Genomic DNA, 15,690 nt, shown 5'->3' on the forward strand with positions numbered 1-15,690 from the left:
AGTCGAGCCTCAGGAACGCGCCCGGGGCACCAGCCGCTCGAGCTGGGTCACGTGCGCGGGGGTCAGCTCGTCGAGCGAGGCGACACCGAGCAGCCGCATCGTGCGTGCGATCTGCTCGCCGAGGATCTCGATCATCCGGTCCACCCCGGCCTCCCCGCCGGCCATCAGGCCGTACAGGTAGGCCCGGCCGACGAGCGTGAACCGCGCGCCGAGGGCGACCGACGCCACGATGTCGGCACCGCTCATGATGCCGGTGTCGAGCATGACATCGGTGTCCGCGCCGACCTCGCGGGCCACCTCGGGCAGGAGGTGGAACGGGATCGGTGCGCGGTCGAGTTGGCGCCCACCGTGATTCGACAATACGATGCCGTCGGCGCCGAGGGCAGTGACGGCCTTGGCGTCGTCGACGGTCTGGATGCCCTTGACCACCAGCTTGCCCGGCCACTGCGACTTGATCCACGCCAGATCGTCGAAGGTGACGGTGGGGTCGAACATCGTGTCCAGCAGTTCGGCCACCGTTCCTGACCATCGATCGAGCGAGGCGAACGCCAGGGGCTCGGTGGTGAGGAAGTCGATCCACCACTGCGGGCGCGGGATGGCGTTGAGCACGGTCTTGGCGGTCAGCGCCGGCGGGATCGACATGCCGTTGCGCTTGTCGCGCAGACGAGCCCCGGCGACCGGCACGTCGACGGTCACCAGCAGGGTGTCGTACCCGGCCTTCGCCGCGCGGTCGACCAGGGCCATCGAGCGCTCCCGGTCCTTCCACATGTACAGCTGGAACCAGTTGCGGCCGTGCGGATTCGCATCCCGGACGTCCTCGATCGACGCCGTACCCATCGTCGACAGCGAGAAGGGGATCCCGGCCCGGCCGGCCGCGCGCGCACCAGCGTATTCGCCCTCGGTCTGCATCATCCGGGTGAACCCGGTGGGTGCGATGCCGAACGGCAGTTCCGAACGCCCGCCGAGGATCGTGCACGAGGTGTCGACCTTGGACACGTCACGCAGGATGGCCGGATGGAACTCGATGTCGGCGAACGCCTGTCGTGCCCGTCCGATGGACAGCTCGGCCTCGGCCGAACCGTCGGTGTAGTCGAAGGCCGCCTTCGGGGTGCGGCGCTTGGCGATCGCGCGCAGGTCCTCGATGGTGAGGGCGGCGTCGAGGCGGCGCTTCTTCGCGTCGAACTGGGGCTTCTTGAACTGCATCAGCGGCGCGAGGTCGCGCGGCTTGGGAACTCGACGCTTCATGGGAGAACTGCCTTGCATGGTCATGCCTTTCCTGTCCCCACCGCGGTGCGGGAGCGCGTGCCGCGGGAGTGTCGGGGTGCGTAGTGTTGCGGCGGGAACCTGTCGACGACGATAGACCTCATCGCCTCGAGGTCGCCATCGATGAGACCGTGGGCGCGGGCGGTGATCAGCACGTTGCCCAGCGCGGTCGCCTCCACCGGACCGGCCTGCACCGGCAGGCCCAGCCGATCGGCGGTGAGTTGGCACAGCAGCCGGTTCTGCGAGCCGCCGCCGACGAGATGGACGGTCTCCACCGTCGTGCCGGACAGTTCGGCCGCTCGCGCCACCCCGTCGGCGAAGGCCGCCGCGAGGCTCTCGACGATCGTGCGCACCATCTCGGCGCGCGTCATCGGCGGACGCATGCCGCGCTCGTCGTACCAGTCGCGAATGCGTCCGGGCATGTCTCCCGGCGGGAGGAACCGGGCGTCGTCGGTGTCGAAGATCTCGACCGTCGCCGGCGCCTCGGCGGCCTGCGCGAGCAGTTCACCGAGTTCGGCGCGATACCCTTCGCGCTGGTACTGGCGGACCGTCTCGCTGAGCAGCCACAGGCCCATCACGTTGTGCAGGTAGCGGATACGGCCGTCGGCGCCGACCTCGTTGGTGAAGTTGGCCTTCCACCCGTCGCGGGAGACGACCGGCTGCTCGAGTTCGACGCCGACCAGACCCCAGGTCCCGCACGAGATGTACGCCGACCGCGACGGGTCCATCGGGATGGCGGCGACCGCCGACGCGGTGTCGTGGGACGCGACCGCGGTGACACGGGTCGACGTCGACAGTCCGAGGCGCTCGGCGACGTCGCCGAGCAACGGGCCCTGGTCGGTGCCGGTCTCCACGAGGTCGGGGAACAAGCCGACGGGCAATCCGAGACGCTCCATCATCGCGGTGTCCCACCGCCCGTTGATGCCGAGCAATCCGGTGGTCGAGGCGTTGGTGCGTTCGGTGCCGCGTCGGCCCGTGAGCCAGTATGTGATGAGGTCCGGGATCAGCAGGGCGGTGTCGGCCTGATCGAGCAACCCGTCGGCCTTTTCGGCGGCCAATTGGTACACGGTGGTGAACGGCAGGAACTGTAAGCCGTTGCGCACGTACAGGTCCGCGGGACCGAGTTCGGCGTGCACGGCGTCGACCCCGACCACGCTCCGGGTGTCCCGGTAGTGGTGCGGCAACCCGATCATGCGGCCCTCCCGCAGGAGCGCGTAGTCCACCGCCCAGGAGTCCACCCCGATCCCGACCAGATCGTCGGACTGCCTGCCCGCCTCGGCGAGGCCGGCCGACGCGGCGCGGAACAGCGCCGGGACATCCCAGTGCAGAGCGGACCTGCGCCCGTTCCAGATGTGGACCGGGTCGTTGGTGAACCGGGCGACCTGTTCGAGCTCGAGTCGTCCGCGCGAGACGTCGGCCAGCATGACCCGGCCGCTGGTCGCGCCCAGGTCGATCGCGGCGACCTGGGCGGACCGGGTGGATCGGCTCATCGCAGGAACGCGGCGGCGACGCCCGCGTCCACCGGCACGTGCAGGCCGGTGGTGTGCGAGAAGTCGGACGTGCAGAGTGCGAACGCGGCGTTGGCGATGTTCTCCGGCAGCACCTCGCGCTTGAGCAGGGTGCGCTGCGCGTAGAACTTGCCGAGATCCTTCTCCTCGACGCCGTAGACGGCAGCGCGCTTGGCGCCCCAGCCGCCGGCGAAGATCCCCGAACCACGCACCACGCCATCGGGATTGATGCCGTTGACCTTGACCCCGTGCTCGCCGAGCTCGGCGGCCAGGAGACGGACCTGATGGGCCTGGTCGGCCTTCGTCGCCGAGTAGGCGATGTTGTTCGGCCCGGCGAAGACCGAGTTCTTCGACGAGATGTACAGGATGTCGCCGCCGAGCTTCTGATCGATGAGGGCGCGTGCGGCGGCCTTGCTCACCAGGAACGAACCGCGGGCCATCACGTTGTGCTGGAGGTCCCAGTCGGCGGCGGTGGTGTCCAGCAACGACTTCGACAGCGACAGGCCGGCGTTGTTCACGACGAGGTCGATGCCGCCGAAGGCGAGCACCGTCGCGTCGATCGCGGACTGTACGGCCGCTTCGTCGGTGACGTCGGCGGCCACCCCGATGGCGACATCGGTCGAACCGATCTCCTCGGCGGCCGCCCGTGCCTTCTCGGCGTCGAGGTCGGCGATCACCACGCATGCACCTTCGGCGGCCAGACGCGTCGCGATGGCCTTGCCGATGCCGGATGCCGCCCCGGTGACCAGGGCGATGCGGGTCGCGAGCGGCTTGGGCTTCGGCATGCGGGCGAGCTTGGCCTCCTCGAGCAACCAGTACTCGATCCGGAACTTCTCCGACTCGTCGATCGGTGCGTAGGTCGAGATGGCCTCGGCGCCGCGCATCACCTTGATGGCGTTCAGGTAGAACTCGCCGGCGACACGTGCGGTCTGCTTGTCCTTGCCGAAGCTGAACATTCCGACGCCCGGGATCAGCACGATGGCCGGGTCGGCGCCGCGCATCGCGGGGCTGTCCGCGGTGGCGTGACGGTCGTAGTACGCGCGGTAGTCCTCGCGGTAGGCCTCGTGCAGTGCCGTGAGGCGCTCCTTGCACTCCTCGACGCTCGTGTCGGCCGGGAGGTCGAGGACCATCGGCTTGACCTTGGTGCGCAGGAAGTGGTCCGGGCAACTGGTGCCGAGTGCGGCCAGGCGCGGATGCTCCTCTGCCGCCAGGAATTCGAGGACCGGGTCGACGTCGGTGAAGTGACCGACCTGCGGCTTGTCCATCGAGGCGAGGCCGCGGATGAACGGGGCGAGCGCCGCGGCCTTGGCCCGGCGTTCCTCGGCGGGCAATGCGCCGTAGCCGTCGATCGGGCCGCCGAAGGGTTGCGGGCGACCGTTGGCGGCGATGTACTCCTCGGCGGTGCGGATGATCTCCAGCGAATGTGCCTGCGCCTCATCGGAGGTGTCGCCCCAGGCGGTGATCCCGTGGCCGCCGAGGATGCAACCGATGGCCTGCGGGTTGTCCTTCTTGATCGCCGAGATGTCCAGCCCGAGCTGGAAACCCGGACGACGCCACGGCACCCACACGACGCGGTCACCGAAGATCTTGTGCGTCAAGACCTCGCCGTCGGCCGCGGTCGCGATGGCGATACCGGAGTCCGGGTGCAGGTGGTCGACGTGCGCGGCGCCGACGAGGCCGTGCATCGCGGTGTCGATCGACGGTGCGGCACCGCCCTTTCCGTGCAGGCAGTAATCGAAGGCGGCGACCATCTCGTCCTCACGGTCGAGGCCGGGATAGACGTCGACGAGCGCACGCATGCGATCGAGCCGGAGCACGGCCAGGCCCTTCTCGGTGAGGGTGCCGAGATCACCGCCGGAGCCCTTCACCCAGAGCAGTTCGACGTCTTCACCGGTGACCGGGTCGGTGTCGGAGCCCTTGGCGGAGGTGTTGCCGCCGGCGTAGTTGGTGTTCTTCGGATCCGATCCGAGTCGGTTGGACCGCTCGATGAGGGCGGCGACTGCGGGATTGGTCATTAGGGGTGATCTCCTCGGGAGTTCAGGGAACTGGGGCTGGGGGAGGGCTCAGGCGCCCCAGGACGACTGGGTACCGCCGACACGCTCGGCGACGATGCGCTCGTGGTATCCGGAGTCGACGTATGCGGCCATCGGGTCTGCGGGCAGGCCGCGACGGACACGACGCTCGGCGAGCATCGGACGGACGTCGGTGTAGAACGCGTCCATCACGATCGCGTTCGCGCCCAACACGTCTCCGGCGGCCTGTGCCTCGGTCAGCGCATCGGTGTCGACGAGTAGTGCGCGGGCCGTCATCTCCTCGACGTTCAGCACCGAACGGAGCTGGCCGGGGATCTTCTCCTCGACGTTGTGGCATTGATCGAGCATGAGAGCGACCGGCGACCCGGCGTCGAGCCCGCCGCCGCGGATCACCTCGAACAGGATCCGGAAGAGCTGGAACGGATCCGCGGCACCGACGATGAGGTCGTCATCGGCGTAGAAGCGCGAGTTGAAGTCGAAGGAACCCAGCTTTCCGAGGCGAAGCAGCTGCGCGACGATGAACTCGATGTTGGTTCCCGGCGCGTGATGGCCGGTGTCGAGGCAGACCATCGCCCGCTCGCCGAGCGCGGTCACATGGGCGTAGGAGGTGCCCCAGTCGGGGACGTCGGTGACATACGTCGCGGGCTCGAAGAACTTGTACTCCAACACGAGTCGCTGGTCGTCGCCGATGTGCTGGTAGATGGTCGCGAGCGACTCGGCGAGCCGGTCCTGGCGTCCGCGGATGTCGCCCTGTCCGGGGTAGTTGGTGCCGTCGGCCAGCCAGATCTTCAGATCGCGCGAACCGGTCGCGTTCATCACCTCGATGCAGGCGAGGTGATGGTCGATGGCCATCTGCCGCACCGTCTTGTCGGTGTGGGTCAGGCTGCCGAACTTGTAGGCGTCGTCCTGGAAGGTGTTGGAGTTGACGGTGCCCAGGCCGACGCCGAGATCCTTAGCGTAAGCCGCCAGGGCGGTGTAGTCGTCGACGGTGTCCCACGGGATGTGCAGGGCGACGGTGGGTGCCAGCCCGGTCAGCTCGTTGACCTTCGCGGCGTCGGCGATCTTCTCGTGGATGGTGCGGGGGGTGCCCGGGGTGCCGAACACCTTGAACCGGGTGCCGGAGTTGCCGAACGCCCAGGAGGGGAGCTCGATCTCGAGGTTGTCGAGGATCGTCTCGTCAAAGGTGGCCATGAGATTTCTTTCGGTTGGGATTCCCCGCCGCCGGCGTCGGGGTCAGCCGGCGGCGGGGAGGTCTGAGTGGAACAGTCGAACTGGTGGAACGTTTCAATCGTGCACGGCGCGATCAGGCCCGTGGTGTCAGGCCGGGGCTTTGTGTCCCGACTCCGCGGCCGGGTTGGTGCCCGGGGTCGGGTGCGCGGCGGATGCCGGTGTCTCGATGAGCTCGGGTGACAGCGGAGCGCCGTAGCGCTCGACCTCGATCTGCTGCAGCGTCTTGCCCTGGGTGTCCGGAGCCGCGATGGCGCCGATGATCAGCGCGACGGTGAGCAGTGCGACCAGCAGGATGCCGACCGTGGTGAGTCCGGTGGCCGCGAGCATGGTGGGGAAGAAGTAGCTCAACAGACCGGTTGCGGTGCGGACGGCGAAGAACATGACGCCCTGGGCGCTGGCCCGATAGGGCGTCGCGAACATCTCGCTGGCCCAGAGGCTGTAGAACGCCTGCGCGCCGATGCCCGAGGAGATGCCCCACAGGACCGCGAAGACGAGCATCGTGGCGACACCGCTGTCGGTGAAGGCGACCAGCACGATCCAGGCGACGATGCCCAATGCGGCGCCGAAGACGTACAGGGCGCGCTGGGAGACCCGGTCGGCATATCGCATGAAGCCGAAGTAGGTCGCGAGGACGGTGCATCCCCAGACCAGCACCTGCAGCAGGTTCTGCTGGACCGCGCTCTCGACGCCCGCGGTCTCGTAGACACGCGGCATGAAGATGCCGGCCTGTCCGGCCACGGTGTTCCAGAAGAGGTAGATGCCACCGAGCAGGAGTAGTGCGGTGATGTTGACCTTCTTGGAGAACAGGCCCTTGATTCCGCGGGCGCCGACGGAAGCGGTGAGCTCACGGGTCTCGTTGACCGCCTCGTCGGACCAGATCTTGGACTCCGCGAGCCCTTGGCGAATCCACCAGACGACCGCGGCGACGACGAAGAGGTGCAGGAAGATGATCCGCGAACCCAGCAGGCCCATCGGGGCGAGCGCGGCCGCCAGTGCGAAGCCGATCAGGGGTCCGACCGACCAGGCGAGCTGGGCGGTGCCGACGTGTTTGGCGCGTTCGACCGATGGCGCCTCTTCGGCGATGTAGGTCCAGGACGCGGGTACGCCCGCGCCGACCGCGAGGCCGGTGATGATGAACGCCGCCAGCAGCATGGTGAAGTTGAGCGCGAAGGCGGCGAGCAACACGCCGGCCATGTAGACCAGCAGGTCGTAGGTGTAGATCGCCTTGCGGCCGTAGCGGTCGCACAGCGGTCCGCCGATGGCGGCACCGACCGCCGCGCCGAACGCGTTGGCGCTCAGTGCGGCCAACAGGCCGACGGCGAAGTTGCTGATGCCGAACTCGTCCTGCCAGAAGGTCAGGCTGGTGGCGATCGCGATGATCGAGCCGGCTTCGATGTAGTTCGACATGGCAACCGAGATGGTCGCCCGCCAGCCGGTGGTGGAGCGCGCTCCTACTTTCATGGGATTCCTAGCGTCGGAGATCAGTAGAGAGGGTCGGGATCGGAGGGGTCAAGCCGGGTTCGCTGATGTCGGTGTGCCCGTCAGTACGCGTCGTGTGTTCGATGTCGGTCAGTCGAGGTGGAAGTACTCGAGGAGTTCGGTGCGGATGGTGTCGGGATTGGCGCCGTCGGCGTCTCCGCCGGTAGCCGGGAGGAAGTACTCGGACATGCGCGCCTGCCACCGGGCGTTGACGTCCGTTGCTTCCATGGCGGCGGCGGTCGTCGCGAAGTCGTCGGTCTCGAGGTAACCCACGACCATGCCGTCGTCCTTGCGGAGGAACAACGAGTAGTTGCGCCATCCGGTCTCGCGCAGGGCGTCGAGCATCTCCGGCCACACGTCCGTGTGGGCGTCGAGGTAGTCCTCGACGCGCTCCGGGCGGAGCTGGAGCACGAAGCAGACGCGCTGGGGGTCGGACATGGCTGCTCCTGACAAACGACGTGATGGGAAACGCAGACCGTCGAGAGAGGATCAACCCGGCGAATTAAAACGTTTCAATTTGTGATGGCAGCAACACTAAGAGCGGCCTGTGAGGATGTCAAGACCCGGTTCGCACAAAGCGCACCCCGCCGGAACGGGATCGGTCATGCTCTGTTCGTGCTGGGATTCGGGAAGACGCGCGGAGCAGATGTCGGGGGCAGGATCGCGATCGTGACCGGGGGCGGGTCCGGTATCGGGGCCGCGCTCACGCGCGCGCTGGTGACCCGGGGAGCCCACGTCACCTGCGCGGACATCGACCTACCCGCGGCGCAGCGGGTGGCGGACTCATTGTCCGGTGGGCCGGGCACCGCACGGGCGGTGCAACTGGATGTGACGGATGCCGCCGCTGTGCGGCGGGTGGTCGACGAGGTCGTCGCCGAGTGGTGGCGCCTGGATCTGATGTTCAACAACGCCGGGATCACCTGGGGTGGTCCGACCGAGATGCTGACGCCGGAACAATGGGACGCGATCATCGACGTCAACATCCGGGGCGTCGTGCACGGGGTCGCGGCCGCGTACCCGGTGATGATCGAGCAGCGTTACGGACACATCGTCAACACGGCGTCGATGGCCGGGCTCGTCGCCGCCGGACTGATCACGAGCTACGTGATGACCAAACATGCGGTCGTGGGGCTGTCGCTCGCACTACGTACCGAGGCCGCGGGCCGCGGGGTGAACGTGCTGGCGGTGTGTCCCTCGGCAGTGGAGACCCCGATCCTGGACAAGGGTTCGGTCGGCGGATTCGTCGGCCGCTCTTATTATCTGGCGAGTCAGGGTTCGTCGACCGCGTACGACGCCGACCGCCTTGCCCGGGACACGCTCGCCGCCATCGAGCGGAATCAACCACTGCTGGTCGTCCCGCGTCGATCCCGGATCACCTGGCGCGTCCAGCGATTGGCGCCCGGCCTCACGAATCGGCTTGCCGCGCAATTCATCGATCGGCAACGCGCGGAGGTGCGGCCGGAGGGTTAACCGCCGGCGGTGCTGCTCAGGATGGCGATGATGACACCGGCCACGGTCAGTACACCGACGACCCAGGCCATCGTGATCGCGACCCGTCTGCGTCCGAACCGGGCCGCGTTGATCGCGATCCCGAGGCACGCCAGGACCGCGATCGAGTACACCGAGATACCGAGGGTGAGCAGGGCGACGGAGGAGTCGGCGAGCAGGACAACCCGAGTGGACATGACACCGAGTACATCATCAGCGGGCTCGGGGGATGCACGCGGATCGACTCGGAGGGGTGCACGGGCGCCGACGTCGTGACGTATGTCGTCGCGTTGGGTCACGCGGCCGCGGCACGCCGCGGCCGGTAGGCGACCACGAGCACGAGCAGGGCGACCATCGCGAACGACGAACCGACCAGAATCGTTGTGCCGGTAGCAGTTCCGGACGGATCGCTACGTTGGAGTGGGCCGAACACGGTCATCAGCGTGGCGAGTCCGAGCGCACCACCGACCTGCAACAGCGCCTGCATCAGGCCCGAGGCGGCGCCGGCGTCGGCTGCGGGCGAGTTGTCCACGATCAGGACGTTCGCCGGGACCACGGACAGGCCGATTCCCGCACCCATGATCATCGAGGGCGCCAGAATCGCTGCGGCGAAGGTGGAGTCGGGCCCAACGAACGACAACCACACGAGCCCGGCGATCGCCAGGGACAATCCCGCCATCAACACCGGTGCCGCACCGAAGCGCGCGACGAGGCGGGCGGTGAACCCGGTGACCGTCAATCCGATGTTGAGAACCATGAACGGCAGGAACGCGAACCCGGACGCCACGACGCTGTAACCCATCACGTCCTGCAGGTGCAGGGTCATGAACGTGAACATGCCCATCATCGCCCCGGGCAAGAGCAACATCACCACGAAGGGCGCGGCTTTGCGCGCGGAGTTCACCAACCGGGGCGGCAGCAGGGGATGGCTCGTACGACGCTGTCTGATCGCGAACGCCGTGAGTGTCGATGCGCCGACGGCGAGAGAAGCGATGGTCACCGGGTCGGCCCAGGAGACCTCGGAGGCGCGGATGAAGCCGAAGACCACCGCCGCGACACCCGCCGCGGACAGCAGGGTGTCCCAGAGACCCAGGTGACCGGGCTGTCGGGGTGTCTCATCGACGGTGAGCGGTGCGGCGATGAGGATCGCCACCCGATCGGGACGTTGACCAGCATCACCCAGTGCCACGACAGCTGTTCGGTGAGTACGCCGCCCAGCAGCAGGCCGAGCGCTCCGCCCGAGGCGGCACCCAGGGAGAACCAGCTGATGGCCCGGGCGCGATCGGGACCGGGCGGAAAGTTGGCGACGATCAGTCCCAGGGCCGTCGGCGCGGCGAGCGCGGCTCCCACGCCCTGCAGGACGCGAGCGATGAGAAGCATCCACGCGCTGGTGGCGAGTCCGCCGAGGAGCGAGGCCGCGGTGAACAGGGCGATGCCGTAGAGCAGCGCGCGACGCCGTCCGATCAGGTCGCCCAAGCGGCCGCCGAGCAGCAGCAGGCCACCCACCGCCAGCACGTAGGCGTTCATCACCCACGACTGAGACACCTCGCTGAAACCCAGGTCGTCACGGATGCGGGGGAGCGCGACGGTGACGATCGTGCCGTCGAGGATCACCATCAGCTGGCTCGCCACCACGACGACCAGTCCGATCCAGGTGCGGCGGTCGATCGTCGACCCTGCGGTGTCGGAACCTGTCGCGGGAGCGACGCGATCGGTGGTCTGGGACATCAGGGCCTCCCGGGCGGGTAAGGTCGAAAAGGAGAGTGTCTCCAATTGGAGACTGTCTCCGCTTATTGAAGCGGAGATGTTCTCCGGTTACAAGGGTTTTCTTCGGGAGGTGTCATGACCAGCGCATCCGCGCCGGCGAAACCGATGCGAGCCGATGCTCGACGCAACTACGACAAGGTCGTTGCCACGGCGGCCGAGGCATTTCGTGAGTCGGGAATCGACACGTCGCTCGATGACATCGCCAAACGTGCCGGCGTCGGCGCCGGCACGTTGTACCGACACTTCCCCTCTCGCGAGGCGCTCGTCGCGGCCGCGATGCGACAGGACACCGCCGCCCTTGTGGAGTCTGCGCGCGCCGACGAACCGGGGGACCCCGGCGAGCGTCTCGTCGAGTGGGTCCGGGCGCTCGCGCGCCACGTCGGGGCGTATCAGGGTCTGCCCGAGATCATCATCGCGTCGGCGGGCGACCCCGAGAGCCCGCTCTACACCAGTTGCGCCGACCTCCGTGTGGCCGGCGCGGACATCCTCGGTGCCGCCCAGCGGTCCGGCGGAATCCGCGCCGATCTCACCGTCGACGAACTGTTCACGCTCGCGAACATGATCGCTTTGGGCCGTAATTGCGTTGAGTCGCAGCGACTTCTGGATCTCGTGGTCGAGGGGATCAGCGGGCCCGGTATGTGAGTCGAGCCCGCGGGCCCGTCCGTTCATGCTCGGCGCGGACGGGTCCGCGCCCGCTCAGGAGTCGACGGTCACCTGCTCGAAGGTCAGCCGTTCCGGTGCCTCGCGGCCGGCGAAGACCTGACGAGTCGGGAAGCCGCCGGTCCAGAAGTCGTACAGGTACGAGACCAGACCGCCGCGGTGGTAGTCGCAGACCATGACGCCGTCGGTGACCAGGACCGGCCACCCGTCGGGGTCGTCGCCCGTCCGGTGCCAGTATCCCGAGTCGCCGTCGGTGGAACGTCCCCACCCGAACAACGAATCGCCGGACAGGTCGACGGCCGTGTCGGTGCCGTCGTCATGCGCCCACGTCACGATGCTCAAGTCCTCGAGAAGTGGCTCGAGGTCGGCCACCGCGTGGCGCCCCGCCTCCTCGATCGACGCGTCGGGCCAGGGGAGACCGGTCCACACGAGGAAGTCGTCGCAGAAGACTCCCGGTCCGTACGTGTCGGCGAGTGCCTTGTAGTCGGTCGGCAACCGGAATCCGAGTCGCTGTTCGATGAGCGCCCAGTCGACCGTCGCCGGCCGTGCCACCGGTGGTGGGATCAGCGCGATCAGATCCTCGATGGTGTGCTTCGGCATGGTGGTCACCTCACGTTCGGGATGATCTCGAAATGAGCGATGCCGCCCCGGAGGTCCCGAGAGTCGTTCGGTACCACCGGCAGTCATGTAACCGCGGGGATCGAAGCGGTGTCCACGTACGTATTCGGCTGAACGGCCATGCGTTTGATCGACGCGGATCGGGTCGAAGAACTTGGACGCGCCGCCGGAGGTGTCGACCCGAAACGGCGAGAATGCCCGGCCGGAAGTGCCCCCAGTCGGACTCGAACCGACACTGTGCCGATTTTAAGTCGATCAGACGTGCAGAGGTAAAGCTGTCGCAACCCCCTGACCAGCATGTTTACAACGGGGGTCTGTGCCACCTGAACCACATGTGTCATTTTTCGTGTCATGTTCGCACCGCCGACCGCCCCTTTATCACATTCGATAGCTTGTGTCGCCTCTTTCACGTACTCTGTCGCCGTGAGCTGACTCACAGCTCGCACGACCGAGAGAGGTGATCGCCATGAGCGACTACGACAACAAACCGTTGCCCCGGCGGATGGCCGAGGTGCAGGCGAACGTCTGGACCCCCGAAGGTCGGGCGATGATCCGCAACGACCGCGAGGCCGCCGTCGAGGCTCGCCGGATACAGAACGGTGCCGCCCTGCGCGAGCTGGAAGCGCAGTTGAAGCACGCCCAGAACAAGCGCGACATCTCCCGTCGTCTCATCGAGGCTCGTGAGGTCATGGCCGCGCAAAACATCCTCATGCACGCCGCCGACGATCTCGCCAGGGGGAGTGTTCCTGCATTGCTCGAACACAGCCAGGTATACGAAGCCTGGAAGATCGGCGAGCTGAACCGGTTGATGGACCCGTCATGACGAACGACGAAGAAGAAGCGTTCAAGCTGGCAGAGGTCAGGATCAAGAACTTCATGCTCAAGCGCGAAGCTGAGGACAAGGACCGCCGTCGGCAGATCAAGCAGATGCTCAAGGACATCGAGCCGGTGCGGATGGAGTCGCGCCTCATCGACCGGATGGCCGATCTATCGTGGGGCCGAGGCAGTTTCATTAGGGCCGAGAAGGTCAAGCCGAAGCGAATCGGCTGGGTTGATTTCGTCTGGGACATGCGTTACTTCCGCGACCGGGAAGAGAGCAACAACGCCTACTTCTACGAACGAGCGAACGAACTTATTGCCGAGATCGAAGCTGTCGAGCGCGGCAGCTAGTATACGGACTCCGCCGAGGCGAGATCGCCGGCCTCCGGTGGAAGTTTGTAGATTTTGACGCTGGGACGATCGAGATAGCTGAGAACCGCGTCTGTGTCGGCAAAGAGATCGTGACCAGCACGCCAAAGTCCGCGAGATCACGGCGAGTACTACCGATGCCGGTAGAGGTGATGGAAGTCTTGCGCGACGCCAAGGGGCGTATCGAGAGCGAGTTTGTCGCCTCCGACCAGAACGGCGAACCGTACCACCCCAACCTGCTGACATTCCGCTGGGAAAAGATGCTGGATCAGCTCGGTATCGAGCGGGTACGTCTCCATGACGCCAGGCACTCATGCGCAACAGTGATGCACCTGAGAGGCGTGCCTGTTGCGGTTATCGCGGCATGGCTGGGGCACGCAAGCGCAGCGTTTACGCTCGCCACCTATGCACACAGCCAGGAAGAAGCATTAAAAGAAGCCGGTATGAGCTTCGGGAGAACTAATGGATGAACGATCTGATTGACCAGATATTTCGTAGAGGTGACAACGTACTAGTTAAGAGTAAGAACAAGCCTCCCTATGAGGCCATCTATCACGGTCGGGTTCGATATCGACCAGGTGGGATTCATGGACCACTAGCAATCCATCCCACGATGGTCTTCGTAGATGTCAACGGTGATCTGAGGAAAGTTGAATCTTCGCGCCTCGAAAAGCCGCGTCTAACGAGACGCGATGACGGCACTCTTATCGTCCCAGGCTTCTGTCGCCACGCTTACCAGCTTGGGGACTGCAAAGTAGAGGCTGGAACTGCTCGCGGTGAGACGGGAGGCTAATATTGCCGCGCTAGCCCCAGTAGCCCAATTGGCAGAGGCAGGACACTTAAAATGTCTGTGTTGCGGGTTCGAGTCCCGCCTGGGGCACCGACTTAGCACCCGACATGTGTCAACTGTAGGTGTCAACTTCGACCTCGACCCCGGTAAAAACACCGGATGAAGTGCGAAAACGCGAATTTTCTGTGCACTTTTTAAGTCGGCTGCCTCTGCCAATTGGGCTATGGGGGCGAAGGGTCCGCTCGACGACGGTCCCCACGGTGAGCATAGTCAGCCGCGGCAGCGTGTCCGAATTCGTCCGGCGCTGCCACCGACAGACGTCAACTCGACCGCCAGACTTCGGTCGAGGTCTGGCAGTCGAGTCGACGTCTGGGAGTCAGCCGTCCTTGACCGGCCCAGTCGCCGGGGTGATCATGGGGCATGGACGCGGCAGCGGTGACCGGGGCACGCAATTGGGAGGCCGTCCGAGAGCGGCATCCCGCCATCGTCGAGCGCCTCGAGGCGGGTCTGACGCAGGGTGATCCGCTCGCCGACGCGGTGATCGTCGAGGCCAGAGAACGCGGAATCTCCTTCTCCACACTGGTCGCGCTCTTGGAAGAGCACACCTCCGCCGAGGAGGAGACCGATGTCGAACACCTCGAGATGCCCGCCTCGATGACGCATCTGTTGCAGGTCGCGAGCACCCCACCTCCGTGGTTCGACCCGGCCTGGGCAGAGGCCGGCGCCCGCGCCTGGTGGCGGTTCGGGACGTTGCAGTCGTCGACGCTGTATCAATCGCTGATCTACGGATTCAAGGCGCAGGGGTTCGTCCGTCCGCTGGTGGCCACCGGCCGGCTGGGATCGGGGACACGTGATCGGGTCGAGTCGACGGCCCGCTGGGTCGCCGAGGCGACCACGCCCGGATCGATGCTCCCGGGCCGTCCCGGTTGGGCTGCGACGCTTCGTATTCGGCTGCTACACGCCTACATTCGCGACGTCCTGCGGCACCCGCACGGCGATCCGACGGACGACGCCGGGGGCTGGGACGAAGGGGAGTGGGGCGCACCCATCAACCAGACGTATGCGGTGATGACCATCTCGTGCGGCTTCCTGGCTCTCCCTCTCGTCGTCGCACGGGATTTCGGGATCCACTACAGCAGTGCGGAATGTGAGGCGATCACACATCTGTGGCGCTGGATCGGCTGGGTCATCGGGGTCGACGACGACCTCCTGCCGCCGAGTTACGAGTCGTCGAGCGAATTGTTCCGTATCGCAGGCGAATTCGAGCTGCGGCCCGACGATTCGTCGAAGGTGCTGATCAAGGCGCTGCTTCGCGAGGGGTACGACCTTCCGCGCGTCGTGCACGGGGCCGCTCCGATTCCGGTGCCAGGGTTGCTGGTCTCCGCGGTGGATGCGATCACCAGACCCCTGCTCATGTCGTCGTTCTCGGCCATCAGCACACGATGGGTCGAGCGCCCGGTCGCCCGGCGGATGGGTTTGCGCCGGACGCCGTTGCACCATCTCGTCGACGTCGCGCGGCCCGCCGTCAGGCTGCGCGAGATCGCGCGCGCGACCGGACTGCTCGGATCGGAGTCGACGGTGATCGAGCGCGAACTGCGAACGGTCCGACGCGGACTCGGCATGCCGCACGTCTCGGAATCGTCCTTGACCACCTAAATTACTGCTG

16 protein-coding genes and 1 tRNA gene are annotated in these 15,690 nt (G+C 66.5%); 7 read left to right on the forward strand and 10 right to left on the reverse strand.

Features of this window, described 5'->3' with window-relative positions; genetic code table 11:
* Nucleotides 1-9 precede the first annotated feature (9 nt).
* The 6 genes from QAD21_RS07655 to QAD21_RS07680 all read right to left on the reverse strand — a co-directional run bounded on the left by QAD21_RS07655 (nt 10) and on the right by QAD21_RS07680 (nt 7,951).
* The gene (locus QAD21_RS07655) at nt 10-1,245 is read right to left on the reverse strand and encodes an alpha-hydroxy acid oxidase (protein ID WP_055474928.1); all 1,236 of its coding nucleotides are present in this window, start codon (nt 1,243-1,245) and stop codon (nt 10-12) included.
* Between the two features lie 20 nt (nt 1,246-1,265).
* Nucleotides 1,266-2,753: a rhamnulokinase family protein gene (locus QAD21_RS07660; RefSeq protein ID WP_055474927.1), complete on the reverse strand. Its 1,488-nt coding sequence runs from the start codon at nt 2,751-2,753 to the stop codon at nt 1,266-1,268.
* Nucleotides 2,750-4,786: a bifunctional aldolase/short-chain dehydrogenase gene (locus tag QAD21_RS07665; protein ID WP_280361108.1), complete on the reverse strand. Its 2,037-nt coding sequence runs from the start codon at nt 4,784-4,786 to the stop codon at nt 2,750-2,752. Before QAD21_RS07665 ends, QAD21_RS07660 begins: the two co-directional genes overlap by 4 nt.
* 48 nt (nt 4,787-4,834) lie before the next feature.
* Complete coding sequence (gene rhaI / locus QAD21_RS07670; RefSeq protein WP_055474925.1) at nt 4,835-5,995, reverse strand: L-rhamnose isomerase; 1,161 nt, start codon at nt 5,993-5,995, stop codon at nt 4,835-4,837.
* A 126-nt stretch (nt 5,996-6,121) separates the two neighbouring features.
* A complete protein-coding gene (locus QAD21_RS07675) occupies nt 6,122-7,495 on the reverse strand; it encodes an MFS transporter (RefSeq protein WP_055474924.1) in 1,374 nt (457 codons plus the stop codon).
* A 108-nt stretch (nt 7,496-7,603) separates the two neighbouring features.
* Nucleotides 7,604-7,951, reverse strand: a complete 348-nt coding sequence (locus QAD21_RS07680) for an L-rhamnose mutarotase (RefSeq protein ID WP_068972361.1) — start codon at nt 7,949-7,951, stop codon at nt 7,604-7,606.
* A 177-nt stretch (nt 7,952-8,128) separates the two neighbouring features.
* Here QAD21_RS07680 and QAD21_RS07685 point away from each other — a divergent pair, with 177 nt between their 5' ends.
* Complete coding sequence (locus tag QAD21_RS07685; protein ID WP_280361112.1) at nt 8,129-8,983, forward strand: SDR family oxidoreductase; 855 nt, start codon at nt 8,129-8,131, stop codon at nt 8,981-8,983.
* Here the strand turns inward: QAD21_RS07685 and QAD21_RS07690 are convergent.
* From QAD21_RS07690 to QAD21_RS07700, 3 genes are all read right to left on the reverse strand, one after another.
* Nucleotides 8,980-9,198 carry a hypothetical protein gene (locus QAD21_RS07690; RefSeq protein WP_259935487.1) on the reverse strand — a complete coding sequence of 73 codons (219 nt, stop codon included), beginning with the start codon at nt 9,196-9,198 and terminating at the stop codon, nt 8,980-8,982. The genes QAD21_RS07685 and QAD21_RS07690 overlap by 4 nt on opposite strands.
* 98 nt (nt 9,199-9,296) lie before the next feature.
* A complete protein-coding gene (locus tag QAD21_RS07695) occupies nt 9,297-10,094 on the reverse strand; it encodes an MFS transporter (protein ID WP_348534518.1) in 798 nt (265 codons plus the stop codon).
* Nucleotides 9,998-10,729 (reverse strand): MFS transporter, encoded by a 732-nt coding sequence (locus QAD21_RS07700; protein ID WP_280361114.1) that lies wholly within the window; start codon nt 10,727-10,729, stop codon nt 9,998-10,000. The genes QAD21_RS07695 and QAD21_RS07700 overlap by 97 nt, the downstream gene beginning before the upstream one ends.
* 114 nt (nt 10,730-10,843) lie before the next feature.
* Between QAD21_RS07700 and QAD21_RS07705 the strand changes: the two genes are divergently transcribed.
* Nucleotides 10,844-11,410 (forward strand): TetR/AcrR family transcriptional regulator, encoded by a 567-nt coding sequence (locus QAD21_RS07705; protein ID WP_280361115.1) that lies wholly within the window; start codon nt 10,844-10,846, stop codon nt 11,408-11,410.
* 54 nt (nt 11,411-11,464) lie between these two features.
* On the opposite strand, the gene QAD21_RS07710 is transcribed toward QAD21_RS07705, so the two are convergent.
* Entirely contained in the window at nt 11,465-12,028 is a 564-nt protein-coding gene (locus QAD21_RS07710) for a hypothetical protein (RefSeq protein WP_280361117.1), read from the reverse strand.
* Between the two features lie 484 nt (nt 12,029-12,512).
* On the opposite strand from QAD21_RS07710, the gene QAD21_RS07715 reads away from it, so the two are divergent.
* The 5 genes from QAD21_RS07715 to QAD21_RS07735 all read left to right on the forward strand — a co-directional run bounded on the left by QAD21_RS07715 (nt 12,513) and on the right by QAD21_RS07735 (nt 15,680).
* Nucleotides 12,513-12,869: a hypothetical protein gene (locus QAD21_RS07715; RefSeq protein ID WP_280361119.1), complete on the forward strand. Its 357-nt coding sequence runs from the start codon at nt 12,513-12,515 to the stop codon at nt 12,867-12,869.
* Nucleotides 12,866-13,216: a hypothetical protein gene (locus tag QAD21_RS07720; RefSeq protein WP_280361121.1), complete on the forward strand. Its 351-nt coding sequence runs from the start codon at nt 12,866-12,868 to the stop codon at nt 13,214-13,216. The genes QAD21_RS07715 and QAD21_RS07720 overlap by 4 nt, the downstream gene beginning before the upstream one ends.
* Nucleotides 13,108-13,704, forward strand: a complete 597-nt coding sequence (locus QAD21_RS07725) for a site-specific integrase (RefSeq protein WP_280361648.1) — start codon at nt 13,108-13,110, stop codon at nt 13,702-13,704. The genes QAD21_RS07720 and QAD21_RS07725 overlap by 109 nt, the downstream gene beginning before the upstream one ends.
* 336 nt (nt 13,705-14,040) lie before the next feature.
* A tRNA-Leu gene (locus QAD21_RS07730) sits at nt 14,041-14,114 on the forward strand.
* A gap of 330 nt (nt 14,115-14,444) precedes the next feature.
* Nucleotides 14,445-15,680, forward strand: coding sequence for an oxygenase MpaB family protein (locus QAD21_RS07735; protein WP_165630267.1), 1,236 nt, complete (start codon nt 14,445-14,447; stop codon nt 15,678-15,680).
* Nucleotides 15,681-15,690 lie beyond the last annotated feature (10 nt).

Origin of the sequence: Gordonia sp. SMJS1, from assembly GCF_029866425.1 — a bacterium.
GTDB classification, from domain to species: domain Bacteria; phylum Actinomycetota; class Actinomycetes; order Mycobacteriales; family Mycobacteriaceae; genus Gordonia; species Gordonia hongkongensis.

What these genes read in the sequence shown, in the direction of transcription:
- QAD21_RS07655 (WP_055474928.1), bottom strand. Translation starts at nt 1,245, where the DNA reads ATGAAGCGTCGAGTTCCCAAGCCGCGCGACCTCGCGCCGCTGATGCAG.
- QAD21_RS07660 (WP_055474927.1), bottom strand. Translation starts at nt 2,753, where the DNA reads ATGAGCCGATCCACCCGGTCCGCCCAGGTCGCCGCGATCGACCTGGGC.
- QAD21_RS07665 (WP_280361108.1), bottom strand. Translation starts at nt 4,786, where the DNA reads ATGACCAATCCCGCAGTCGCCGCCCTCATCGAGCGGTCCAACCGACTC.
- rhaI (WP_055474925.1), bottom strand. Translation starts at nt 5,995, where the DNA reads ATGGCCACCTTTGACGAGACGATCCTCGACAACCTCGAGATCGAGCTC.
- QAD21_RS07675 (WP_055474924.1), bottom strand. Translation starts at nt 7,495, where the DNA reads ATGAAAGTAGGAGCGCGCTCCACCACCGGCTGGCGGGCGACCATCTCG.
- QAD21_RS07680 (WP_068972361.1), bottom strand. Translation starts at nt 7,951, where the DNA reads ATGTCCGACCCCCAGCGCGTCTGCTTCGTGCTCCAGCTCCGCCCGGAG.
- QAD21_RS07690 (WP_259935487.1), bottom strand. Translation starts at nt 9,198, where the DNA reads ATGTCCACTCGGGTTGTCCTGCTCGCCGACTCCTCCGTCGCCCTGCTC.
- QAD21_RS07700 (WP_280361114.1), bottom strand. Translation starts at nt 10,729, where the DNA reads ATGTCCCAGACCACCGATCGCGTCGCTCCCGCGACAGGTTCCGACACC.
- QAD21_RS07705 (WP_280361115.1), top strand. Translation starts at nt 10,844, where the DNA reads ATGACCAGCGCATCCGCGCCGGCGAAACCGATGCGAGCCGATGCTCGA.
- QAD21_RS07710 (WP_280361117.1), bottom strand. Translation starts at nt 12,028, where the DNA reads ATGCCGAAGCACACCATCGAGGATCTGATCGCGCTGATCCCACCACCG.
- QAD21_RS07715 (WP_280361119.1), top strand. Translation starts at nt 12,513, where the DNA reads ATGAGCGACTACGACAACAAACCGTTGCCCCGGCGGATGGCCGAGGTG.
- QAD21_RS07720 (WP_280361121.1), top strand. Translation starts at nt 12,866, where the DNA reads ATGACGAACGACGAAGAAGAAGCGTTCAAGCTGGCAGAGGTCAGGATC.
- QAD21_RS07735 (WP_165630267.1), top strand. Translation starts at nt 14,445, where the DNA reads ATGGACGCGGCAGCGGTGACCGGGGCACGCAATTGGGAGGCCGTCCGA.